Origin of the sequence: Flavobacterium sp. MFBS3-15 (assembly GCF_026107645.2) — a bacterium.
Lineage (GTDB): Bacteria > Bacteroidota > Bacteroidia > Flavobacteriales > Flavobacteriaceae > Flavobacterium.
On record NZ_JAPCHV010000007.1, the window covers coordinates 86,778 to 109,272 of the forward strand.

General features: G+C 46.3%; 24 protein-coding genes. 5 read left to right on the forward strand and 19 right to left on the reverse strand.

Features of this window, described 5'->3' with window-relative positions; translation table 11 throughout:
* A complete protein-coding gene (locus tag OGH69_RS07650; RefSeq protein WP_265173868.1) occupies positions 1–543 on the forward strand; it encodes a DUF1599 domain-containing protein in 543 nt (180 codons plus the stop codon).
* A gap of 17 nt (positions 544–560) precedes the next feature.
* On the forward strand, positions 561–1,661 hold the full coding sequence (locus OGH69_RS07655) for a BT_3928 family protein (RefSeq protein WP_265173869.1): 1,101 nt from the start codon (positions 561–563) through the stop codon (positions 1,659–1,661).
* Positions 1,662–1,743: 82 nt separating this feature from the next.
* Here OGH69_RS07655 and OGH69_RS07660 read toward each other — a convergent pair whose 3' ends face one another.
* From OGH69_RS07660 to OGH69_RS07680, 5 genes are all read right to left on the reverse strand, one after another.
* On the reverse strand, positions 1,744–2,493 hold the full coding sequence (locus tag OGH69_RS07660) for a hypothetical protein (protein ID WP_265173870.1): 750 nt from the start codon (positions 2,491–2,493) through the stop codon (positions 1,744–1,746).
* Positions 2,494–2,503: 10 nt separating this feature from the next.
* Positions 2,504–3,091 (reverse strand): hypothetical protein, encoded by a 588-nt coding sequence (locus OGH69_RS07665; protein ID WP_265173871.1) that lies wholly within the window; start codon positions 3,089–3,091, stop codon positions 2,504–2,506.
* Positions 3,092–3,108: 17 nt separating this feature from the next.
* Positions 3,109–4,833: a M14 family metallopeptidase gene (locus tag OGH69_RS07670; protein WP_265173872.1), complete on the reverse strand. Its 1,725-nt coding sequence runs from the start codon at positions 4,831–4,833 to the stop codon at positions 3,109–3,111.
* 4 nt (positions 4,834–4,837) lie between these two features.
* Entirely contained in the window at positions 4,838–5,293 is a 456-nt protein-coding gene (gene coaD / locus OGH69_RS07675) for a pantetheine-phosphate adenylyltransferase (RefSeq protein WP_265173873.1), read from the reverse strand.
* 143 nt (positions 5,294–5,436) lie between these two features.
* A complete protein-coding gene (locus OGH69_RS07680) occupies positions 5,437–6,423 on the reverse strand; it encodes a D-alanine--D-alanine ligase (RefSeq protein ID WP_265173874.1) in 987 nt (328 codons plus the stop codon).
* A gap of 119 nt (positions 6,424–6,542) precedes the next feature.
* Here OGH69_RS07680 and OGH69_RS07685 point away from each other — a divergent pair, with 119 nt between their 5' ends.
* Together OGH69_RS07685 and OGH69_RS07690 are read left to right on the forward strand one after the other, a co-directional pair.
* Entirely contained in the window at positions 6,543–7,151 is a 609-nt protein-coding gene (locus OGH69_RS07685) for a PASTA domain-containing protein (protein WP_265173875.1), read from the forward strand.
* A complete protein-coding gene (locus OGH69_RS07690; protein WP_265173876.1) occupies positions 7,152–8,198 on the forward strand; it encodes an RluA family pseudouridine synthase in 1,047 nt (348 codons plus the stop codon). It abuts the gene before it with no gap.
* On the opposite strand, the gene OGH69_RS07695 is transcribed toward OGH69_RS07690, so the two are convergent.
* From OGH69_RS07695 to OGH69_RS07735, 9 genes are all read right to left on the reverse strand, one after another.
* The gene (locus OGH69_RS07695; protein ID WP_265173877.1) at positions 8,199–8,879 is read right to left on the reverse strand and encodes a hypothetical protein; all 681 of its coding nucleotides are present in this window, start codon (positions 8,877–8,879) and stop codon (positions 8,199–8,201) included. It abuts the gene before it with no gap.
* Positions 8,880–8,988: 109 nt separating this feature from the next.
* The gene (locus tag OGH69_RS07700; RefSeq protein WP_265173878.1) at positions 8,989–9,519 is read right to left on the reverse strand and encodes a YceI family protein; all 531 of its coding nucleotides are present in this window, start codon (positions 9,517–9,519) and stop codon (positions 8,989–8,991) included.
* A 110-nt stretch (positions 9,520–9,629) separates the two neighbouring features.
* Positions 9,630–10,508: a pirin family protein gene (locus OGH69_RS07705; RefSeq protein ID WP_265173879.1), complete on the reverse strand. Its 879-nt coding sequence runs from the start codon at positions 10,506–10,508 to the stop codon at positions 9,630–9,632.
* Between the two features lie 155 nt (positions 10,509–10,663).
* Positions 10,664–11,248: a Crp/Fnr family transcriptional regulator gene (locus tag OGH69_RS07710; protein ID WP_265173880.1), complete on the reverse strand. Its 585-nt coding sequence runs from the start codon at positions 11,246–11,248 to the stop codon at positions 10,664–10,666.
* Positions 11,249–11,346: 98 nt separating this feature from the next.
* Positions 11,347–11,706 (reverse strand): VOC family protein, encoded by a 360-nt coding sequence (locus tag OGH69_RS07715; protein ID WP_306354367.1) that lies wholly within the window; start codon positions 11,704–11,706, stop codon positions 11,347–11,349.
* Positions 11,706–12,221 (reverse strand): DUF4199 domain-containing protein, encoded by a 516-nt coding sequence (locus OGH69_RS07720; RefSeq protein WP_265173881.1) that lies wholly within the window; start codon positions 12,219–12,221, stop codon positions 11,706–11,708. Before OGH69_RS07720 ends, OGH69_RS07715 begins: the two co-directional genes overlap by 1 nt.
* Before the next feature lie 102 nt (positions 12,222–12,323).
* Positions 12,324–12,800, reverse strand: a complete 477-nt coding sequence (locus OGH69_RS07725) for a helix-turn-helix transcriptional regulator (RefSeq protein WP_265173882.1) — start codon at positions 12,798–12,800, stop codon at positions 12,324–12,326.
* Between the two features lie 14 nt (positions 12,801–12,814).
* On the reverse strand, positions 12,815–15,025 hold the full coding sequence (locus tag OGH69_RS07730) for a thioredoxin-like domain-containing protein (protein WP_265173883.1): 2,211 nt from the start codon (positions 15,023–15,025) through the stop codon (positions 12,815–12,817).
* 9 nt (positions 15,026–15,034) lie between these two features.
* Positions 15,035–15,946 carry an ABC transporter ATP-binding protein gene (locus tag OGH69_RS07735; protein WP_265173884.1) on the reverse strand — a complete coding sequence of 304 codons (912 nt, stop codon included), beginning with the start codon at positions 15,944–15,946 and terminating at the stop codon, positions 15,035–15,037.
* A gap of 147 nt (positions 15,947–16,093) precedes the next feature.
* Between OGH69_RS07735 and yaaA the strand changes: the two genes are divergently transcribed.
* Positions 16,094–16,852, forward strand: coding sequence for a peroxide stress protein YaaA (gene yaaA, locus OGH69_RS07740; RefSeq protein ID WP_265173885.1), 759 nt, complete (start codon positions 16,094–16,096; stop codon positions 16,850–16,852).
* 137 nt (positions 16,853–16,989) lie between these two features.
* Here yaaA and OGH69_RS07745 read toward each other — a convergent pair whose 3' ends face one another.
* The 5 genes from OGH69_RS07745 to OGH69_RS07765 form a co-directional block, all read right to left on the reverse strand.
* Positions 16,990–18,579 (reverse strand): MDR family MFS transporter, encoded by a 1,590-nt coding sequence (locus OGH69_RS07745; protein ID WP_265173886.1) that lies wholly within the window; start codon positions 18,577–18,579, stop codon positions 16,990–16,992.
* 1 nt (position 18,580) lies between these two features.
* On the reverse strand, positions 18,581–19,669 hold the full coding sequence (locus OGH69_RS07750) for an HlyD family secretion protein (protein WP_265173887.1): 1,089 nt from the start codon (positions 19,667–19,669) through the stop codon (positions 18,581–18,583).
* Positions 19,670–19,674: 5 nt separating this feature from the next.
* Complete coding sequence (locus tag OGH69_RS07755) at positions 19,675–21,033, reverse strand: TolC family protein (protein WP_265173888.1); 1,359 nt, start codon at positions 21,031–21,033, stop codon at positions 19,675–19,677.
* Positions 21,023–21,646, reverse strand: a complete 624-nt coding sequence (locus tag OGH69_RS07760) for a TetR/AcrR family transcriptional regulator (protein WP_265173889.1) — start codon at positions 21,644–21,646, stop codon at positions 21,023–21,025. The genes OGH69_RS07755 and OGH69_RS07760 overlap by 11 nt, the downstream gene beginning before the upstream one ends.
* A 195-nt stretch (positions 21,647–21,841) precedes the next feature.
* Positions 21,842–22,408, reverse strand: a complete 567-nt coding sequence (locus OGH69_RS07765; RefSeq protein WP_265173890.1) for an anthranilate synthase component II — start codon at positions 22,406–22,408, stop codon at positions 21,842–21,844.
* Positions 22,409–22,495 lie beyond the last annotated feature (87 nt).

Consider the following 22,495-nt stretch of genomic DNA (forward strand, 5'->3'; position numbering starts at 1 on the left):
ATGAGTAACACCTCGCAGGAATTCGATAAGGTCATAGCCGTTTGCAGGCAACTTTACATTAATAAAATGAAGGATTACGGGAGTGCATGGCGCATCATGAGGCTGCCGTCGCTTACGGACCAGATATTTATCAAGGCACAACGTATCCGCAGCTTGCAGGAAAACGACGTACGCAAGGTGGACGAAGACGAGACCGGCGAATTCATAGGCATCATCAACTACAGCATCATGGCGCTCATCCAGATTGACAAAGGCATTGCCGAGCAGCCGGACCTGGATGTTGCCGAAGCGACGAGCCTTTACGACGAGAAGGTACTGCTGACCAAAAACCTGATGGAGGCTAAGAACCACGACTACGGTGAGGCGTGGCGGGACATGAGGATCAGCTCGCTTACCGACCTTATTCTTCAAAAACTCCTGCGTGTTAAACAGATTGAGGACAATAAAGGAAAAACACTTGTGTCGGAAGGGATCGATGCCAATTATCAGGACATGATCAACTATGCTGTCTTTGCACTGATACTTGAAAATAAATTGCAATAATCAATAGAAAAAGACCAATGAAGTTACTTACACATTTTTCACGGGTACTCGTAGGGATATTGTTCATTATATCCGGGCTAATAAAGCTCAACGATCCAATAGGTTTTTCCTTTAAGCTGGAAGAGTATTTCGGGGCCAACGTGCTCAATCTCGAATTCCTGATACCCTATGCGCTTGCTTTGGCAGTTGTCATCGTAATATTCGAAGTGGTGCTGGGTGTTATGCTGCTGGTGGGCTATAAAAAGACGTTTACCGTATGGAGCCTCCTGCTGATGATCCTGTTCTTTACGTTTCTTACATTCTATTCAGCATATTTCAATAAGGTTACCGATTGCGGGTGTTTTGGCGATGCGCTCAAGCTTACCCCGTGGCAGTCGTTTACTAAAGATGTCGTACTGCTGTTTTTCATAATCATCCTTTTTATCAATAAAAAACACATCAAGAGGATTTTTGGAAGGGTAGCGACTAACGTTGTTGTATATGCCAGTCTTGTACTTTGCGGGTTGTTTGGGTACTATGTGCTGAACCACCTGCCGGCTATCGACTTCAGGGCATATAAGGTAGGAACTAATATTAAAGAAGGTATGGCCATCCCGGAAGGTGCGCCAAAGCCGGTATACGAAATGGTGTTTTTATACAAAGTAAATGGTGTTGAAAAAGAATTTACCGACAAGGAGCTAGACAAAATTCCGGCAGATGCTGAATTTATCGATCGTAAGGACAAAGTTATTGTAGAAGGCTATGTCCCGCCTATACATGATTTCACCATTGAAAAAGACGGTGAGGACTTTACAGAGGCAATGCTGGAAGAGCCTAAGCTGGCACTGATCATCTCATACGATCTTAACAAAGCCAGCGACGAAGGCCTTGCCAAAATGGAGGCATTCGCCAAAAAGGCGCAGCAGGCAGGTTATAAGGTAATTGGTATGACGGCATCTGATGAAACGCTCATCGCACAGAAAAAACAGCAGCACAAACTATCATTTGATTACTACTTTTGCGATGCCACAACACTTAAAACGATAGAGAGGGGCAATCCTTCCATCGTATTGCTTGAAAAGGGTACCATAACCGGCAAAGCCCACTGGAAAGACAGTGAGTACATCCAGTTGAAATAAAGTTTTCCAATAAGAGATAAAAGCCCGGTAATGATTGTTTGCCGGGCTTTTTAATTTTAGTTACGCTCTTGTATACATAATTTTACGGCAGGAGCTTTGGCCCCAGCCAGTACATCCATATAAACCACCCGAACGCACTCCCTGCCAATCCGGATAACAAGAAAGTAAGCCGCTGCTGTTTTGGAATGGCTTTAAAAACGACCCATAACAATACAATTACCGCCGGAATGAATGTTGCCAGCCCAAATGACCAATCCGGCCATCCTAAATAACGCGAAATTCGCGGCTCATCGCTTGCTAACCGTATTGATGAATAAAACTCAGGGATTGACATTATAAAATTGAATACCTGTCGCGACCAAAAGAAAGCAAGCAGTACCGCGACCCATTGCTTTACTTTCAGCGGATTGCTGAGCATTCCCTTTTTACGCCAGCGCCATAACAGCCAAAAGCCCAGCATCCCGGTAAGGATGGTTTGCACAGGCCCACCCAGCACTATCAGTAGTGAATGTTGTTTCGGGCGCTCTTTAAACTTGCCGCTTAGCTCCTCGCGGTATTGGAAGTAGTGCTTTTTCTCAGGCGAATCTTCTTTTGCGTGTATTTTAACTTTGTCTGCTTTGTATAACGAGTCAAAAACCGCCATCTCCCGCTCACTGATGCCGGACTTGGTTCCCGAAGAAGCATAGCTGATGTAGGCATCGTAGCCAAGTGCTTTGCTTACTATATAATGGCCGCCTTCGTGGCTTACAGTGCCTATGATAGTTGCCAGTACGAACCCGAATGTGAGCAGGGCAAACAGGCGCGGATTAAGGGTGAGGGGGAGGTGTTTCATTTTAAATGTGTTAGCTTATCCACCAGGAGAGTGTCCGGACCTGTTTCCATTTTTTATCTTTCTTTGTAAACAGCAATATAGAGCCCCCGCCTGACAGAGGGCCGTAAGAGCTTGAAACATAAAATGCTGCTGTCTTACCATCTTTAGAAAATATCGGTTTGGCATACACCAGCATTATCCCTTTTCCAAACTTTTTCCTGTAATCATCCCAAAAGGCAGAAAATTTCTCAGTCTTTATCGCATCATTAAACATTCTTTTAAGCGTATCGTCTGAAATCAGACGCACTTTTTCTGACAATAATAGTTTTTTGCCTTTGAGTGTAAAAGCTATTGTGTCTCTCAATTGCTTACGCACAAATTCAAGATCTTCTTTTGGGAAAGCGTTTTCAATTTTACTCAAAATGTGTTCATTCTCATGAAATGGCTCAATAAACAGCTTGTCAGGCAGATTAGCTTCCTGATATTCTGCTTGCGACAAATTAAGGTTGATAAGTTCATAGATCTCCCTTTCATAAGGAACGGCATCGCTTATTTTCAGCGCTTTCTCTTCACACGAAAAAAGAACACCTGCCAAAAGTGATAAGAATAGAAACTTCAAACCTGAGTGTATCAAAGCTATTTCATTTTTCTGTACACAGGATACTCCATGTGCGTTTTCTCATAATACTCCGATTGGCTATAGATCCAGTCCAACTGGGCATCGCCGTTATCGGCAAATGCCTTGTCCTGTTTCTTTTTGGCATCAAATTCCGCTTTCATTTTCGGGTTATCCTTCAATAACTTTGCGGCGGTATCTTCAAAAACGTAGGCTGAAAAATATTCTTTCTGCTGCAATACCGCATCAAAAAAGTTCCAGTTGAAGTAGGAATCGTACGCCTGTGGCTCCAGTGTTTCCAGCAGGTATTTTACGCCGGGCTGGTTCGTAGGGATCACAAAGTCCCCTTTACGGAAAAGCACCTTGCGCGTAGTTGCCTTTACCTGGGTGCCATGGTGCGGGTAGTGCCCTTCGTATGGCGATTTTGATGTTTTATAATCAACAATGCGGTAGCTTTCCACCTCCATTTCGGTGTCGTGTGCTAAGGGTTCCATCCTGATATTGTTTATTTTAAGCAGTTCAATGGCATTCCACCACGATTGCGGGATGATATAGGCTTCAGGAATCGTCACTTCCAGCGTAGGATTGTAACGCTGGTAGTACGGTATGGTCTTGCTGAACGGCTTTTTGCGGTCGTAATATAGTCTCGGCTTACCTGATACCTCGCTTGTTTTGAAACCGCCTTCGTAGCCTAAAAATGGCAACAGCGTTACCTCGGCAGAATCTATCTCCCACAGCAGCGGGTACTGCATCCCTGCCTTAAAGTGGCTGTTGTTTTCGGCGCGCAGTTCTTTTATCCGGTTGTGGTTCTGCTCGATGTAGGCAAGAGTTTCGGCCATGTATTCGTAGGTAACTTTTACCCGTTCGGCATAGTTTTTCAGCATGTGTGTTTCGGGCATCGAACCCGGGACATTGAACATCGAGGCAAATCCTGTCGAATATCTTGGGTAATCCATGAACTGGCTAAAGCCGCCATCGGGTTTTTCGTCGTGGATGTTTACATACGGTGTTGACTCAATGCCCCTGGCCTTCATGGCGGCCAGTATCTTCGGCAGCATTTCTGTTTTGTAGAACGCCCCAAGGTCGCCTCCCAATTTTTGGTGGTGTGTGGCAATATAGGTAAACACGTATTGGTAATCGGCCCCGTTGCTCACGTGGTTGTCAATGAAGATATCCGGCTGTACCTTGTGGAAAATCTGCGCGAAAGTTCGTGCGTTTTTGGTATCGCTTTTCAGGAAATCGCGATTCAGGTCGTAGTTGCGCTCATTCCCGCGAAAGCCGTAGCTCTCTGGGCCGTTCTGGTTGGCGCGGCTGTGCGAATTGCGGTTAAGCGCCCCGCCGATGTTATAAATGGGAATGCTGATGATAACCGTATTCTTTGGGGCAGGCACTTTTCCTATGGCGAGGTCGCGAAACAGCATCATGGTCGCGTCGATACCGTCGGGTTCGCCAGGGTGGATGCCGTTGTTGATGAACAAAACCGCCTTATTATCGTGCATTTTTGCAAAATCGAACACCTTATCCGGATTGTAGATAACAATGTGCAACGGTATGCCGCAGTCGGTTAGGCCCATTTCGAGAAGTTGAATGGACTCAAAATCTTTGTCCAGCAGCCTGAAATAGTCGATGGTTTCCTGATAGGTGGCGGTCTGGTTGCGGTTGCCTTTTTCGTAATGTGTTGTATACATATTTTTTTGTGCCGACAGCGTTGCGGTAAACAGCAACAATGCTAAAAGTTTTTTCATAATATCATTTTACACGTACCGAACCGGGTACGAGCACAGTATAGTCGCCGCCGTTTCTCAATACGTCCCTAACAATGCTCGAGCTGATGTAAGAGGTGCTGGCCGCTGTAAGCAGGAACACAGTTTCTATTTGCGACAGCTTGCGGTTGGTGTGCGCAATTGCCTTTTCGAACTCGAAGTCTGCCGGGTTGCGAAGCCCCCGCAATATGAATCCGGCGCCTATTTTTTTACACAGGTCGATGGTTAGCCCCTGATAGGTGATCACCTCGATCTTGGGCTCATCGGCGAATGCCTCCTGTATGAACCTGAGCCGTTCCTCCAACGGGAACATGTATTTTTTCTCGGCATTCACGCCAATGGCCACCACTATCTTATCGAACAAAGGCACACCACGCTTGATGATGTCGTAATGCCCAAGGGTTATGGGGTCAAACGACCCGGGGAATACTGCTATTCTCATTTCTTTTTGTTTCAGGTTTTGTCCTCACCCCCAACCCCTCTCCAAAGGAGAGGGGAGCGAGGGAAGTGAAAATTTATATTCTATAGTTGCGTTGCGGTTGAGTGAAGCTGCTCCCTCTCTTTTGGAGAGCGCTGGGGAGAGGCCTATCTTCTCCACAACACTTTTCTCTTCATTGCCTGCTGTATCTCGCTGTCGAGCAAATCACTCATAGCGACTCCGGCGTGTGCCGCCTGCTGCGGGAAAATGCTGGCGGGCGACAGTCCCGGGTTGGTATTAATCTCGATGAAATGTGGCTCGCCATCCATTACGATGAAATCGGTACGGCTAAACCCACTCATGCCCAAAGCTTCGTAGGCTTTAGCAGCGGTTTCGCGTATCTTCTGTTCGGTTGTGGCATCCACCCGGGCAGGGGTAATCTCCTCCGACATCCCCAGGTATTTCGCTTCATAATCAAAAAAGTCGTTGTGCGATACGATCTCGGTCAGCCCCAGTACCGTTGTTTTTCCGTTATAATTAAGGACACCAACCGATACTTCTGTCCCTTTAAGGTATGATTCGATCAGGATGTCGCTGTCTTCCGCGAAAGCGAATTCCAATGCCTTATCAAAATCAGCAAGGTCATTTACTTTCGAAACACCCAGGCTGCTGCCGCTTTGGTTGGGCTTCACCATGAACGGGAGGCCCAGTGTGGCTTCTACGTCTTTGGCAGTAATGCTGTCTCCTTTTGACAAATATATCGACTTCGCCCTCGGGATGTTGAACTTCGCCAAAACGCTCAGCGTGTCACGCTTGTTGAACGTTAATGCACTCTGGTAAAAGCCGCATCCGGTATAAGGGATTTCCAGCAACTCCCAGTAGGACTGCATGTGGCCGTCCTCGCCGGGAGTGCCGTGTATGGTATTGGCAATGACGTCAAAAGTGGTTTTCTGACCGTCTTTTTCAAACGAAAAATCGCCTTTATTAATGGGATATTTTTTTCCGTCGATGAGCACGTCCCAGCCTTCAGGGAGGATGTGCACCTCATAAGGCGTGTATTTAGTACGGTCAAGGTTGTTGAGGATAAGCTGCCCGCTGCGTATTGATATGACGGACTCATCTGAATATCCGCCCATTACCACTGCTATGTTCATTTATTTATAAGTATTGGTTTTAAGCCGGCGTGTGTGCCGATGCTTACACAAAATTATCATTATTTGCGTTAACTTATAAAGTTTAGTATTATTTATATCTTTGCCAAAATTCATTTTGTATGAGCCTTAAAAATTTCCTTACCAGCAAAGTATTCTTCAAGCACCTCGCAATAGCCATCGGAATAGTAATCGTAGCCATTTTTCTTGTCCTGCAGTGGCTGGGATTTGCAACAAACCATGACCAAAAGATACCGGTGCCTGACCTTCGAAAGTTGACTGCTGAGAAAGCTACAGAAACTCTTGAAAATATCGATTTGGAATTACTGGTGCTCGATACGGTGGATTTTCGCCCGGAATTCCCACCCTACAGCATTGTCGAGCAGGATCCGTTACCCAAAGTGAATGTTAAGGAAGACCGTAAGGTATACGTTAAAGTCAATGCCGGGAAATATAGTATGATTACCCTGCCGGATCTTGTACAAAAGACCTACCGTGCAGCAGTGCCTACGCTAAAGGCCAACGGACTTGAAGAAGGGAAGAAGACGTACAAACCTTATTTGGCAAAAGACGTTGTGCTCGAAATGTGGCAGAACGGCAAAAAGCTGAAAGCAGGCGATAAGGTAATGAAAGCTTCGAAAATTGACCTTGTGCTGGGTGACGGCAAAACAGGCTATGAAGAACCTGACAGCACGGGTACTGAGGATATTAATGTAGATGACGAAGAATAAATGACTACACGACCAATTATTGAAAACGAGTCGGAAGACGAACTATACGAGCACCACAGGTTTGAAGCAGGAAAAGGCCAGGCCCCACTCAGGGTAGACAAATTCCTGATGAACCTGATAGAGAACATAACCCGCAACAAGATCCAGAAGGCGGCCGACTCAGGGAACATTTTTGTAAACGATGTCCCTGTAAAGTCGAACCACAAGGTAAAGGCCAACGACATTGTAAGCATGCGCCTGGAGCATCCGCCGTATGAATACCTGCTGGAACCCGAAAACATACCCCTCAACATTGTGTATGAAGATGACCAGTTGCTGGTGGTGAATAAAACTGCCGGCATGGTTGTACACCCTGGGCACGGCAACTACTCGGGTACGCTGGTCAATGCGCTGGCCTACCATTTTGAGAGCCTTCCCATGAACAGCAGCGACCGTCCCGGACTGGTGCACCGCATCGATAAGGACACCTCGGGGCTTTTGGTAATTGCCAAGACCGAGCTGGCCATGACGGGTCTGACCAAGCAATTCTCAGAAAAAACATCTGAAAGGGAATATATTGCCCTGGTTTGGGGGAATGTAAAGGACGATGAAGGCACGATAGAAGGCCACATAGGCCGCCACCCGAAAGACCGCATGCAGAATACCGTGTATCCCGATGGCAGCGAAGGGAAGCCAGCGGTAACGCACTATAAAGTTGTGGAACGCCTGGGCTATGTAACGCTGGTGTCATGCCGACTCGAAACGGGCCGTACCCACCAGATACGCGTACACATGAAGTACATAGGCCATACACTCTTTAACGATGCGCGATACGGCGGCGACCTCATCCTGAAAGGTACTACCTTTACCAAGTACAAGCAATTCATAGACAACTGCTTCAAGATATTGCCAAGGCAGGCACTGCACGCACGCACGCTGGGCTTTGAGCATCCGGTCACCAAGGAGTTCCTGCGCTTTGAATGTCCCGTTCCCGAAGACATGACCGAATGCATCGAGAAGTGGAGGGTATATTCCAAATCGCATACGGCAGAAGAGGAGGAGGATTGATTATTTTAACTCATCACATTCGGGACATACGATTTTAGTTGTAGTGAGCTTATCGCCTTGCCATTTATTAAAAACTATGCACGGTTTCCCTTTTATATATGGACAGTCATTGTATTTGTCCGAATAATACACTACACGTTCATTTGGTTCGGGGCGCATATTTCCCAGTTCGCGTGCTTCGGGGTGATATTTCATGTGTTGTGTAACGGGATCGATAGTTATAAGAAATCCCCGGGAAATAGAGAAACCGTTAGAGGCTGATTGCTGTATGTATATGTCATTACTACCGTCGAAATCATAATCAATCATGCGTAAATCAAATTGAATGATAAGGGCTTTTGAAAATGTCAATTCGCTATTTTTCATCCATTTGCCTTTTAATTCATATAATTCAACTTTTAAAATGCTATCATTAGCCATTGTTGCAATGATGGCATTCTTTTTTTCTTTTGAAATGAAATCCCCTGATTTAAAAGAGATAAACGGACTCCAGTTATCAAAGTTGACAGAATCTTTTGAAATGGCTTTTTGCAGTAAATTTTCTAAAGTATCACGGACTTTATAAACAACATTCCTTTCTTCATCGTTTTTAATGACAGTTTGTGTTGGATGTTTTATGCCATTTTCCTCTTTGCATGATAAGCATATCATTATGACAATTAAAATAACTGGAAATTTCATGAAGGGAGATTTTTCTAATGTAACGCTAAACATACAAAAAATAGTACAAAAGCAAAAACCCCGCAACACTCACTGCTGCGGGGTTTTCAAAACAAACCAATTACCAAACTTATGCTTTTACAAACTGTACGTCGATTACCAGTTTTACTTCTTCGCTAACCAGTACGCCGCCGGTTTCAAGGGCTGCATTCCAGGTAAGGCCAAAGTCTTTGCGGTTCAGCTTGCCTGTAGCGCTGAAGCCGGCCTTGGTGTTGCCCCAAGGGTCTTTTGCTATACCGCCAAACTCTACGTCAAGGGTTACTGATTTTGTATTTCCTTTGATCGTAAGGTCGCCGGTAAGGGTATAATCGTCGTCGCTGTTCTTTTTGAAAGATGTTGATTTAAATGTGATTTTCGCATCCTCTTCCACACCAAAGAAATCGGCAGTCTTAAGGTGGTTGTCACGGTCGGCATTGCCTGTATTTACTGATGATGCCTCAGCAGAGAAATCAAATTCAGCATTTTCGAAGTCGTCGCCTTCGGTTGTGGCTTCAGCTGTAAAAGTATCAAACTTGCCCGATACGTTGCTGAACATCATGTGTTTTACTTTAAATCCAATCTCTGAGTGTGTCGGGTCTATCGCCCATTTTGTTGTTGCCATGTTTTTAAAATTTTAATGTTGTTATATCTAGTTTAAATAAATGTATCTACAAAATTTGTATATACAAATTTATGAATTTATTTTTATGTATGAAATTTATTTGCAAATATTTAGCGTAAAGCCATCGGCACTTCCATGAGCAGTATCTCGGCATCCTGCGAATTGGCGGTGATCGTGATCTCGTCGGTGTCCCAAATGCCCACGCCGTCACGCTGGTTGAGCGCTATAGAGCCGATTGTAAAGTCACCTTTTATGACAAACGCATAAATGCCGTTGCCTTTTTTCTTAAGCGAATAGCTCACAGCCTTGCCGGTATCAAAAGTGCCCAGGTGGAACCATGCATCCTGGTGGATCCATACGCCCTCGTCATCTGGGCTAGGGGAGAGCACCTGCTGAAGGTTATTGCGCCTTGCAGCCTCATCAAGGGTAACCTGGCCATAGCGCGGTGTTACGTTACGCTTGTTGGGGTACACCCATATCTGGAGGAATTTGGTCAGTTTGTCCTTATTCTTATTGTATTCGCTGTGGTAAATTCCGGTGCCGGCGCTCATCACCTGTATGTCGCCTTTACGGATAACTGCTGTGTTGTCCATGCTGTCCTTGTGCTCGAGGTCGCCCTCAAGTGGGATAGAGATAATTTCCATGTTATCGTGCGGGTGTGTACCGAAACCCATTCCGGGGTCGACCCTATCGTCGTTCAGTACCCTGAGTACGCCAAAGTGCATCCTGTCAGGGTTGTGGTAGTTGGCAAAACTAAAGGTGTGGTGCGAGTCGAGCCAGCCGTGGTTGGCGTGTCCGCGTGTCGCAGCCTTGTGCAGTACCGTGTTTTCCAGCACCAGAGATCCGGGGTTCGGGAGGTGGTTGAAGCCAATCGGTTCCAAAGGGGGTATTTCGTCAATGTCATTTTTAAGCGCGTCGCCCACAGCGGCCGAAGTGATGAACATCCCTGTCCCCATGAGGCCTTTTTTTATAAAATCTTTCCGGTTCATAATTGATGTTGTTTAATTACAAGGCAAAGTTGCGCCATAAAAAACAGTTAGGCATTGAACTGGAACAAGAAAAACGGCGAAGTCGTTTCGGTTAAGGGTTGGTAGTTTTGGGTTCAGGGTTGCAAATCAGAACTTTAAACCCTAAACCCGCAACATTACATTTTTGCAGCTTTCGCTCTCGTTTTGCTCAGAAACTCTGCCGAGATGCCAAGGTAGGAAGCGATGTAATGCTGGGCCACACGTTGGGGCAGGGTAGGGTACTGCTCAAGGAATTCAAGGTATTTTTCGAGAGCGGTTTTAGATATGGCGTTAAACAGCCTGTTTTGCGTATTGGCAAGATTGCGTTGCAGCAATATTCGGAAAGCCCTTTCAAACTTTGGCGCTTTCGCGAAAAGCTCCTCCTTTGTTTCTGGAGTGAAAAGGAGGAATTCGCAGTCTTCCATCGTTTCTATGTAAATGCGGCTGGGCTTGTCTTCATAGATGCTGAAGGAAATGTCACTTACCCAGGCATCCTCGATAGCGAAATGCAGTATTACCTCGAAGCCATTCGGGTCGATGTAGTACCTGCGCACGCAGCCTTTAATGACAAAAGCCTCGAAATTGCACATTTCACCTTCGCGCAGCATAATGGTCTTTTTCGGGACTTTTCGATATTCCAACAATGAATTGAAAATATCCAGTTCTTCCTCTGTAAAAGCTACATACCGGCTGATGCTTTTGTTTATCTGTGAATAGTCCATTTACAAATATAAAAGTTTAGCCACGAATTACACTAATTTCACCAATTTTTGATTTGTGTGAATTCGTGTAATTCGTGGCTAAGATAATTTACTGTTGATTACCCGTTAACCGGTTCCCAAAGCTCGATCTTATTCCCTTCCGGGTCATAAATCCATGCAAAGCGCCCGTAGGATTCGTCCATCCGGTTGTCATCGATGCGAACGCCTTTCGCCGTAAGATCGGCCAGTAATTCATCCAGCCCCTCCACGCGGAAGTTGATCATGAACTGCTGCTCAGGGCTGCCAAAATAGTCGGTATCCTGCTTGAAGGGTGAGAACACGGTTGGCCCTGCTTCCTGCATCCAGATGTGGCCGCTCGTGGCCGAATTGATGCCCAGGTGCTCCTCATACCATTGCGCCTGTGCCTTGCTGTCTTTGGAACGGAAGAACAATCCGCCCAGTCCTGTTACTTTTCCCATTATTGTAGTTTTGGTTTACGTTTTAAAATTGCCGCGCTTATCAAAGATACGATAATACCTATTGGAAGTATTTCCGTGTACGTCATCCCGATCACGAACCACGGTTTTTTGTAATTGGTAATCAGTTCGTTCATACTGGCGGTTTCTTCTGCAAGCTTTTCCTGAGACACCCCAGCCGCTTTAAGTCCTTCAAGATACTCCGCTGCATACCTGGGAGCGAAATCAGGGTACACATTATATAAGTAGTATAGCCATACCAATACATAAATTGTCGAAGCGATAAGCGATATGTACAGCCCGATAAGAAACGCGTTGCCAAAGCTTACCGCGCCGTCTTGTTGCTTGCGGTATTTAACTGTAGCGACAAAAATGAGGGAGAACGCTGCCAGCATTGAGGCAAAGCCAATAAGCATGGCAAACTCGTTGTGCGGTGCGCCGGTAAACATTGTAATAAGGTAGCCGATTACTGAGATACCGCCCCCAAGGAGACCATAGGTAAGTACAAGTTTTTTCATAAAGTTTGTTTTAGATTTATGCGGCAAAATTGGCGTAATACCCTGTAAATGCAGTCATACTTTTGGGTGATTTTGGACGGTATCATACTTTTGGGTGGTATTTCATGCTATCAACCCCAATCGCTTCCCAACCTCAACGGCCTGAGTCCTTCGCTTTACCTCCAGCTTTTCAAATATTTTAGAGGTATGGGTCTTAACCGTGTTGAGCGATACGAACAGCCGCTCCGCGATCTCGGCATTGCTCAGGCCTTCGGATAGCAATTGCAGCACTTCCAGTTCGCGCTTGCTGAGGCCAAGGCGTTCGGCTTCCGCTTCGTTAAAGGTGAATGCTGTCGGGGTAGGAATATGGATCTCTTTTTCGACGATGATGGTTTCCTTTTTCGGTTTGGCGAGCTTCAAAGCAAGCCAGATGCCCAGCCCCATAAACAGCAAAGCGATCAGGCCGATGTAAACTTCCATCGAATGGCTCAGTACCAGGAAACGGAATTCCATAACCCGTAGTAATAGCAAAAGTGCCGCAAGGCAAGCGCCATAGAGTATGACCTCTTTATTTTTTATGAATGCCGAACGGAAACCCATCGGGCAAAGATAAATTATTTTTGTTCGGGAAGGCCAAGCGTTTCGCGAAGCAGCTTTTCAAAATTTTTATCCACCGGCATTGCCATTTGCGACTCTACAAAATTTCCCTCTGGGTCCATCAGGATGAAGCGCGGTACATACTGTATGTCATATTGTTTGCTGAAGAGTTTTTCGTTGGTGGCATATAGCTGTAGCACCGACTTCGAATGGTTTTTAGCCTCCATTATCCAGTCCTCTCTATTGCGGTCAATGCTCACGGCTACAAATTGTATCGGCTCATTTTTGTACTTAATGGCAAATTTCTCGAACTTCGGCGACTGATCCCGGCACGGTACGCACCAGGTAGCCCAAACGTCTATCGCGACATATTTTCCTTTTAGCGATGCAATGTCAAATGGCTTGCCCGACATGTCGGTGGCAGCAATTTGCGGTGCCGGCATTCCTTTGCCGAGGCTTTCGATTAGCTTGTACTTGGCGGCTACGTTGTTATAAAACTTTTTGTTGGCAAAAGTGCCGCCATGATCGGCCAGCAGTTTTTGCCTTTCGGCAGAAGAGGAGGCCTCCTTAATACTGGTGTTCAACTGCCAGTACAGCATTTTATCCCTGAAATTCCCTGGCTTCATTTTGGCAATTGCCAAAAGTGATTTGGTGTTTTCATCAATATCGTCCTTGTTTCCGGCTATCATGGCCGCGCGCACATATTTAAAGTAAGCCTCGCTGCCCAGCATGGTTTCATCGTCCATGGGCACACGCGCCTTCATGGCTTTGATATCGTCCGTTTCAGGAGTTTCGGCATCGGGGAACATGGCCTCGCGCTTTTTTACGAACCCGTTCCATACATTCAGGTGCTCAATCGTTAGTGCCTTGCGGTTGCGCTCCAAAAAGTCCTCGCGCGGTACGTAGTTATCTACCGTCCTGAATTTATCCGACGCTTTCATTTCGTCCTTCCATTCGTCAACCAGCATTTTCGCTATCATGGCAGGCTCATCCATGAAAATGTTTTCCTGCATGTAATATAAAACAGTGCTTCCGCCAAATTTGCCCGACTCCTGGTATTGGTTCTCGGCAAGGCGCGTGCCTGTTACCTCCGACTTTACATTGGCACCATACATTTTAAGGTCTACAAATACACTGTCGTTATTGGACAGCACCAGTCCTTGGCTTGCCCTTTCGCCAAAAGCCAGCGTATAGGTATCAAAAATAATGTCCTTGCCAATAACGCCATGGAAAGTATTGGCCATAACAGGTATTGTAGCAATGGTATCTTCGGCAAATGCGCCTATGAGGTATATATTCTTGATAGGCGCATCGCCGGTTATCTTTCCGCTAATTACGGTGCGGTTGTGCAGCGCCATGGTATTGGGGGAGAGGGTGTAGGCTAGCAGCCCGCCGAAAACGGCAAGCACAGCCACCAGTTTGCCCATTCGCACAGCATTCCCAAAGAACGCCCTCTTAAACAACTTATGCCTGTACCATTCAAAACCCATGTATAACGTGATGATACTGCACAGTACGCCCACAGCTTCAGAATAAGTGACCCAATAGCCCAACTGGCTGCCTTTTTTGTAGGTAGCTATTTTGCTGAGCATTTCCATCGGGTACCAATCAGGTACTACATTCATTACATTCAGGAAAATGAACAGCAGCAGCAGGAAGAACCCTATCAGTATCGACCAGATGAAGCTGGGCAGCAGTACCGATATGAAATACTGGAATGCCGAAATGAACAGCGATACGAGGAAGAGCCTCGAGAAAAGCATCATGATCTCCTTAAAGGCAAATTCTGTTGTGGCATCTTTAGGTAGGTCTACAAAAAGGCTAAAGATGAAAGCTCCCAAATAGCTTACCGCAATATAGGTAAGTATCGCAATGAAGTTCGCAATGAGTATAACCGTAAATTTTGAAAAGTAAATGGATGTTTTCCGCAGTGGCTGTGTTTCCATCAGCTGCCAGCCACCGTTTCGGTGGTCGAGCTGCGTAATTCGGCTAACGGTAATGATGATGAGCAACGGAAAGAAGAACTGGGTAAACGCATCAAGCCCGCTCTCTATGAACTGCAGGTAATAATTGTAGGGCAGTTTTCTTCCGGGTTTACTGTCATCGAAAAACTCTACTATGGTAATGATAACGGGAACTATGGCTCCAAGGATTATGCCAAGCATATATATACCCGTTCCCTTCTTCTTGATATGTTCGGCCTTTAAGGCGGTGATGAAATTTTGCATCTGTGTTGTTTATTGATGTTTTACCAATGACATGAACCACTCTTCAAGCCCGTCGAGGATCCGGATCTCATAAAGCTGTGCGCCGCTGTCAACAAGTTTTTTGGCAAATGACGGAATAACATCGCGACCGGTCAGCTCAAGGTTTATCTGCCCGGAACTTTCCAATGTGGCAGTAGGGTATTCTTTAAGCAGCTTTTCATGCCATCCTGAAGCATCTTTTAGTGAAAGTTGTATCCTGCACGCCCCCGATTGTTTTGCCAGTTCTTCCATTGTGCCCTCAAACTGCAGTTTCCCGCCACTGATGATGCCAACGTGGGTACACATCCGCTCAATCTCTGCCAAAAGGTGGCTCGACACAAAAATGGTCACGCCTTTTTCACGGTTCAGCTTTATCAGCAGCCTGCGGATGTCCTGTATGCCGTTGGGGTCAAGGCCGTTCACGGGTTCGTCAAGCAAAAGCAGTTCGGGTTCATGCAGCAATGCCATGGCTATGGCGAGGCGCTGCTTCATGCCCAGCGAATATTGTTTTGCCTTGCGTTTCGCATCTCGGTCCAGATCCACCAGCTCAAGCACTTCGGCAATGCGGCTTTCGGGTATGTTGCGCAGCTTTGCTATGTACTTCAGGTTGTTGTACCCACTCAGGTGAAGGTACAGCGCGGGGCTCTCTACAAGCGAACCTATGTTGTCGAACACCTGTGGCAGCTGGCCCTGCAACGGCTTTCCGAAAATTCGTATCGAGTCGCCCTGTTCCGGCAGTATGCCCGTGAGCAAACGCATTGTAGTCGATTTTCCCGCACCGTTGGGCCCCAGGAATCCGTAAATGGAGCCTTTAGGGATGTTTAGGGAAACGTTGTCAAGTACCTTTCGGTTTTTGGAATAGATAAAGTCCAGCGCCTGTGTCTGGATGATATAGTTGTCCATCGTTGGTTTTGTTGGTTGTGCTAATATAGCGGTATTTTTGTTATTATAATGTTTAATGCCGTACGCCGGAAGTTTGATGCTCCAACTGACTTTGGACTTTCGACTTCAGACAAAAATCATTACTTTTGAAATATAAATACGACCCAGATGAAGATCGTCATATCGCCTGCCAAAACACTCGATTACGAAACCAAACTGCCTACCCGCAAGCATACCCAGCCCGCCTTTTTGGCGAATGCCGAAACCGTGCACGAAACACTAAAGGAAAAAACGCCCGCCCAATTGCGGGAGCTGATGGATATTTCGGATAAGCTGGCCGACCTCAACTGGGAGCGCAACCAGGAGTGGAGTACGCCTTTTACCACCAAAAATGCACGCCCGGCGGTATATGCCTTTAATGGCGATGTGTACACGGGGCTGGAAGCTTATACCATCCCAACGGCAAAAGTGGGTAAGCTGCAGGATACGCTCAGGATACTGTCAGGACTGTATGGATTATTGAAACCACTCGACCTCATTCAGCCGTACCGCCTCGAAATGGGCACGCAGATGCCGGTAGGGGAGAGCAAGAATCTGTATGAGTTCTGGAAATCTATAATTACGCAGGCGCTTAATGATGAGTTGAAGGATGGCGAATTGTTCATCAACCTTGCCAGTAAGGAGTATTTTGACGCGGTTGATGTAAAGGCACTCAAAGTGCCTGTCATAACCCCCGAATTCAAAGACTACAAAAACGGCCAGTTGCGCATGGTGAGCTTTTTCGCCAAAAAGGCACGCGGCATGATGGTGCGCTACATCATCGACAAGAATGTAAAAACGCTTAAAGGGCTCAAAGGGTTTAACTATGAAGGCTATGCTTTCGACCCAAAGCTTTCTACAAAAGATACACTGGTGTTTACGAGGTAGTTTTCAGTCGCAGTCGCAGTTTTCAGTCTCAATAACGCAGTAACACTGCGTAAAATTAAAAAGTCCGAAGTTAATGTACGCTTCGGACTTTTTATATAAGTTATCTAACTGAAAACTGCGACTGCGACTGAAAACTTTTAATGCATCGCCTCGCTCATGTCTACCTTGCTCTTACCGCGCCTTACCAAAAGAATGAACGGTATACATATCAGGAATAATATACCAAGGTATAGGAACACATCCATATAGGATAGTACCGTAGCCTGCTTGGTCACTCCAAGGTCTATGATCTGGTGGGCTTTCGCCAATGCTTCATTGGAACTGAATCCCTTAGACATGAAGCCTTGTTGCAGCTGCGTTATGCGCTGCTGTACTTCAAAGCTGGAGCCGTTGAGGTGGCCTATCGCATCTACCCTGTGCTGTTGCGAAAATCTTGATATGAATGTCGTGATAATCGCAATACCGAAAGAACCTCCCAACTGCCTCATCATCCCTGTAAAAGCCGCCCCCTCACCAATGCTTTTTCCTTTAAGGGTAGAAAGCGACATGGTGGTTATCGGTACGAAAAGCAATCCGAGGCCAACACCGCGAAGGATAAGCGGCCAAAAGAAGTGTTCAGTACCGGTGTCCGGGGTCATTACGTTAAACATCCAGAAGGTAAACAGGAAGAATACAAGAAAGCCAAAGGCAACCATATAGGTTTGCGGTACGCCTTTTTGTATCATTTGCCCGATGAACGGCATCATGAAGGCCGTGGTTATTGAACTCGGTACCAGCAATAGCCCTGCATCAAGCGCTGTCCAACCCAGTATTGACTGTGTGTATATAGGGATGATAAAAGTTGAACCGTATAATCCAAACCCAAGTATGAAACACATAATGGTACCGATACGCAGGTTACTGTCCTGCAGTACCCTTAAATTCACTATAGGATGGGCGTAGGTGAGTTCCCGCCAGATGAATCCTAATAGCCCGAAAACTGTAACAACGCTCAGGGTTACAATAGTCCCGTCGGCAAACCAGTCGTCCTGTTGCCCGTGTTCCAACACGTATTGCAGGGAGCCGATAAACGATGCCAGCAGCACTATCCCCCACCAGTCCACCTGATTGGCTTTCAGCTTTTCACCATATTTAGGGCTTTTTACATACATTAGGGTAAGCAATGTTGCAATGATGCCTATCGGTATGTTGATGTAAAAAATGTACGGCCAGCTCCAGTTGTCCACGATCCAACCGCCCAACGGAGGACCCAGTGTAGGGCCGACAATAACACCCATGCCGTATATTGCCTGTGCCATGCCACGCTTTTCGGCGGGGTAGCTTTCGGTAATGATGGTCTGTGCGGTTACCAACAGCGCACCACCACCCATACCCTGTATGAAACGGAAGGCTACCAGCTCCCAAATATTGGTCGCGTTACCACAAAGAAATGAGGCAACGGTGAATATGATGATTGAGACCGCAAAGTAATTCCTGCGGCCGAACTGCTGCGAAAGCCAGCTCGTCATCGGGATTACGATCACGTTGGCAATTGCATAGGCGGTAATTACCCAGGCCACATCCGTCAGGGTGGCGCCCAGGGTTCCGCGCATATCGTTCAGGGCTACGTTCACAATCGTGGTGTCAACGATCTCAAGCAATGCGCAGAGTACTGCCGTTACCGTGATGATAACCCGCCTGAAGCCGTATTCTACCAAATCATCCTGAACGGTTGCTGTTGCTGCCATATTATTTTACGTGTACGTCCACCTCCACGTTCATGCCGGGGCGGAGCAGTTTTACTTTCTCTTTGTCATTTGCCGCGGTGAGGCTTATTTTTACAGGAAGCCTCTGTACGGTCTTTACGAAGTTGCCGGTGGCATTGTCCGGAGGCAATAGCGAGAATCGCGAACCCGTGGCAGGGGAGAAGGACGTTATCTCGCCTTCAAACTCGGTATCCGGGAAGGCATCGGCCTTAATGGTCACTTTCTGGCCTTTCTTCATCTTATTGAGCTGAGTTTCCTTAAAGTTGGCTACCACCCATGTTTCCTGGCTGCCGATGATGTAAAACAACGACTGTCCAGGCTGTACCAACTGCCCCGGCTGTATGTCGATAGCTGACACCTGCCCATCCACCTGTGCGGTCACTACAGTGTACCCAAGGTTAAGGTTGGCGGCATCCAGCGCTGCCTTTGCCCTTTTGATATTGGCAGAGGCTACCTCGGTTTGTTTGCTGCTTACATTCGAACGCGATACACTCACGTTTTTTTGGTAGTTACTGGCGGCCTGCTGTTGTTGTAGCACTTTCAGCTGGGCTTCGGCTTCCTGCTTGGCAGCCTGTGCCTGCTCGTACTGCTGCTTGGTTATCGAGTGGTTTTTGTACAGGTTCTCAAAACGCTTAAAGTCATTGTCGGCCCTCCAAAGGCGCACTTTGGCAGCTTCAATGTTTCCTTTAGAGGATTGCAGGTTGGCTTCGGATACCGAAACATTTGCACTTGACGTACCGATGTCGGCTTTGGCTACTTCATAATTTCCCTGTGCAGCAGCAAGCGCCGCCTTGGCATCTTCGACACGCACTACATAATCCTTATCATCGATCACAAAAAGCGTATCACCTTTCTTCACGATGTCGTTGTCTTTTACATACACTTTAGTCACATACCCGGTTACACGCGGGATGATGGGATTCATGTTACGCTCCACCTGGGCATCGTCGGTTTCCTCGTGTGCCTGGGCATGCAGGTATTTGAATGTTCCGTAAACACCGCCCAATACTACAAGTACGATCAGGATGGTGAGGAACTTTTTATTTGTCTTTTTCTTTTCGTTATTTTCCATGGTGATTAGTTTTGATTTGATTGAAGATTGAACGATCCGGTGAGTTTGCCTGTAGCGTTAAGCAGTTCGTAGTAACGCTGTGTTATGTCGGCTTTGGAAAATGTTTGGTTAAGCTGTGCCTGAAGCTGCTCTACATCGGCCTCCAGCAGGTCATTGGTGTCTACAAGGCCGTTGTCATACTTGTCTTTCACGATCCTGTAGTTCTCTGCCGCCTGTACCAGCGCTTCGTCATACACCCTGCTCTGCTTTAGCGAAAGGTTGTAGTTTTCCTGCGCTTCCTGCACCTGCACCTTTACGCGGTCGGTAAGCAGGTCCACTTGGTACTGCGTTTCCTTTGCACGGCTTTGGGCCGCCTTCACTTTTTTATTGTTTTTAAAGATGTTGGATATGTCATAAGACACGCCTACTCCAAAATTCACGGCGTTGTACACCTGTACCACATTTTGGATGTCAAGCGCTACATACCCTGCCGATAGCGCTATAGAAGGGTAGTAATCGCTTCTTGCAACCTTTATTTCCGACTCGGCAGCCTTTTGCTGCCATCTTGCCGCTTCGAGGTCGCTGCGCTGTGTCATCGCTTCGTTTGCAGACGATGGGGGCGTAATACTGCCTGAATTCTTGAAATAAGCGCCGTCTGGCTGTATTTCGGTATTCTCAGGTAGTCTGAGCAGGGTAGTAAGCTGATAATTGATTACAGCGGCTTTTTTGCGGGCATCGTCCAAGGTCAGCTGGATATTGCTCACCTGTAGTTGTGCTTTCAACAGGTCGTTGCGGGCAAGTAAACCATTCTGTTCCATAGCGGAGAAGTCGGTAACCCGCTGGTTGGCGCTTTTCAGGTTCTCCTGTATCAGGGCGATGGACTGCTGTACCTTGTACAGGTTCACATACAGCACGATCGCCTGCATAGCAAGCTGCTCTTTGGTACTGGCCGCATTGAAGGTTTGCGCCTTGTAGATGTTTTCAGAGGCATCGATGCTGTTCCTCAGCTTAAAGCCCGAGAAAAGCGGCATGCTAAGGCTGGCCTGCCCAAACATAATGCGGTTTACATCAGGCGATGCCGATGAGCCACTTGTTTCGCCGGGTTCAGCGGGTTCGCTGTCGCCTAAAGGGAGCCTGAACTTCACTGTAGGGTCGGTTATCCTCATGTACTGAGCGGATACCTTAAAGTCGGGGTAAATGTTGTTCTTCACGTTGTCCACTTCCAATTTGGAAGTAGCTACACGTGTGTTGGCAAGGCCTGCTTCAGTACTGTTATTCACAGCGAGCGATATTGCCTCCTCCAGGGAGAGCGGTTTCTTTTGCTGGGCATGCATTGCAATACCAAGCAAGAGAAGGCTTCCCAGTGCTAAATTTCTAATTTTCATGTAATAAGAGCGCTTTAATGGTTCGTTTTATGTGGGCTGTAAGCTCATTTTCAATATAGGCTTCAAAGGCTTCGTCTGTATCCAGCCCAAGTACCGGGGCCATGAACGACCTGTTCATGCGGAAGTGTACGAGTGTACCAAGTATGGTAGGAGGGATGAGCGTGATATTTACGTCCTTGGCAAATATCCCTGAATCCTGTCCCTCGCGTATGATATTCTTAAACGCTTCAAGATTTCGTTTTTTAATATCTACGAATGCCTGCATATCCATAACACGCTTCCTGGTTGAAAGTTCAAAATGCATGATTTGGTACATGCATTTGTTCTTATTGATACGCGTAATGTACAGGTCGATGAGGCGGTCTACTTTTTCGAGAGGGGAGAGGTCTTCGTGGGAGATATTTTCCAGTTGCATCCTCATGCCTGAGGCACGATAAACAATAAGGGCTTCCAGCAGTTTTTCCTTCGAACCGAAATAGTACGATATCATCGCTATATTTACATTGGCTTCTTTGGCTATGTTGCGGATGGAAGCGCCATCGAAACCTTCTTCAGCAAACAGCTTTTCGGCTGCCTGCAAAATGTCGAGTTGCTTGTCGTTAAAATCTGTCATGGCCTGTGTGTTAAAATAACATCGCAAAGTTAAACACTTGTTTAAATTAAACGTTTGTTTAAAATGATTGTTAACAGTTTATTAACAGAAAACGGTTTCGAAAATCGCTATAGATAATTTCTATTTTACTTATTAAATATTTTGTATATCAAAATATTGTATATAATTATATGAAGTAATTATTTACTATAAATTTTAACGAAGCCAGTTTGCCAGCATCGCTTTTCCATTGGGTGTAAGAATGGATTCCGGGTGAAATTGAACCCCTTTAACGTCGAAAAATTTATGCCGTAATGACATTACCTGTCCTCTCCCATCGACAGAAGTTATCTCTAAAACATCTGGTAAATTGTACGGATCAACGCTCCAGGAATGGTAGCGCCCTACTTCAATTTCAGGTGGCATTCCCATAAAAAGATCCTCATCTTCTACTGTAATTTTTATCGTTGCAGCTACTCCGTGATACACTTCTTGGAGGTTGATTAGGTTGCCGCCAAAGACTTCGCCAATCGCCTGCTGCCCAAGGCAGATACCCAATATGCTTTTGGTGGGGGCATACCTTTTAATGATATCTTTCAGTAATCCTGCTTCGTCGGGAATCCCGGGTCCGGGGGAGAGCAATATCTTGTCGTAGCTGGCAGGCTCATCTATCAAAACCTCGTCATTGCGCAGTACTGTTACATGGGCATTAAGTGCTTCAAGATAATGTACAAGGTTATAAGTGAAACTATCGTAATTATCAATAACAAGGATTTTTTTCATAAAAAAGTGCCGTAATTTTGGCAAATGTAGTGATTTTAAGACGTATTTTGATAAATCTATAAATCTACTAATTTGGTAGACTAATAT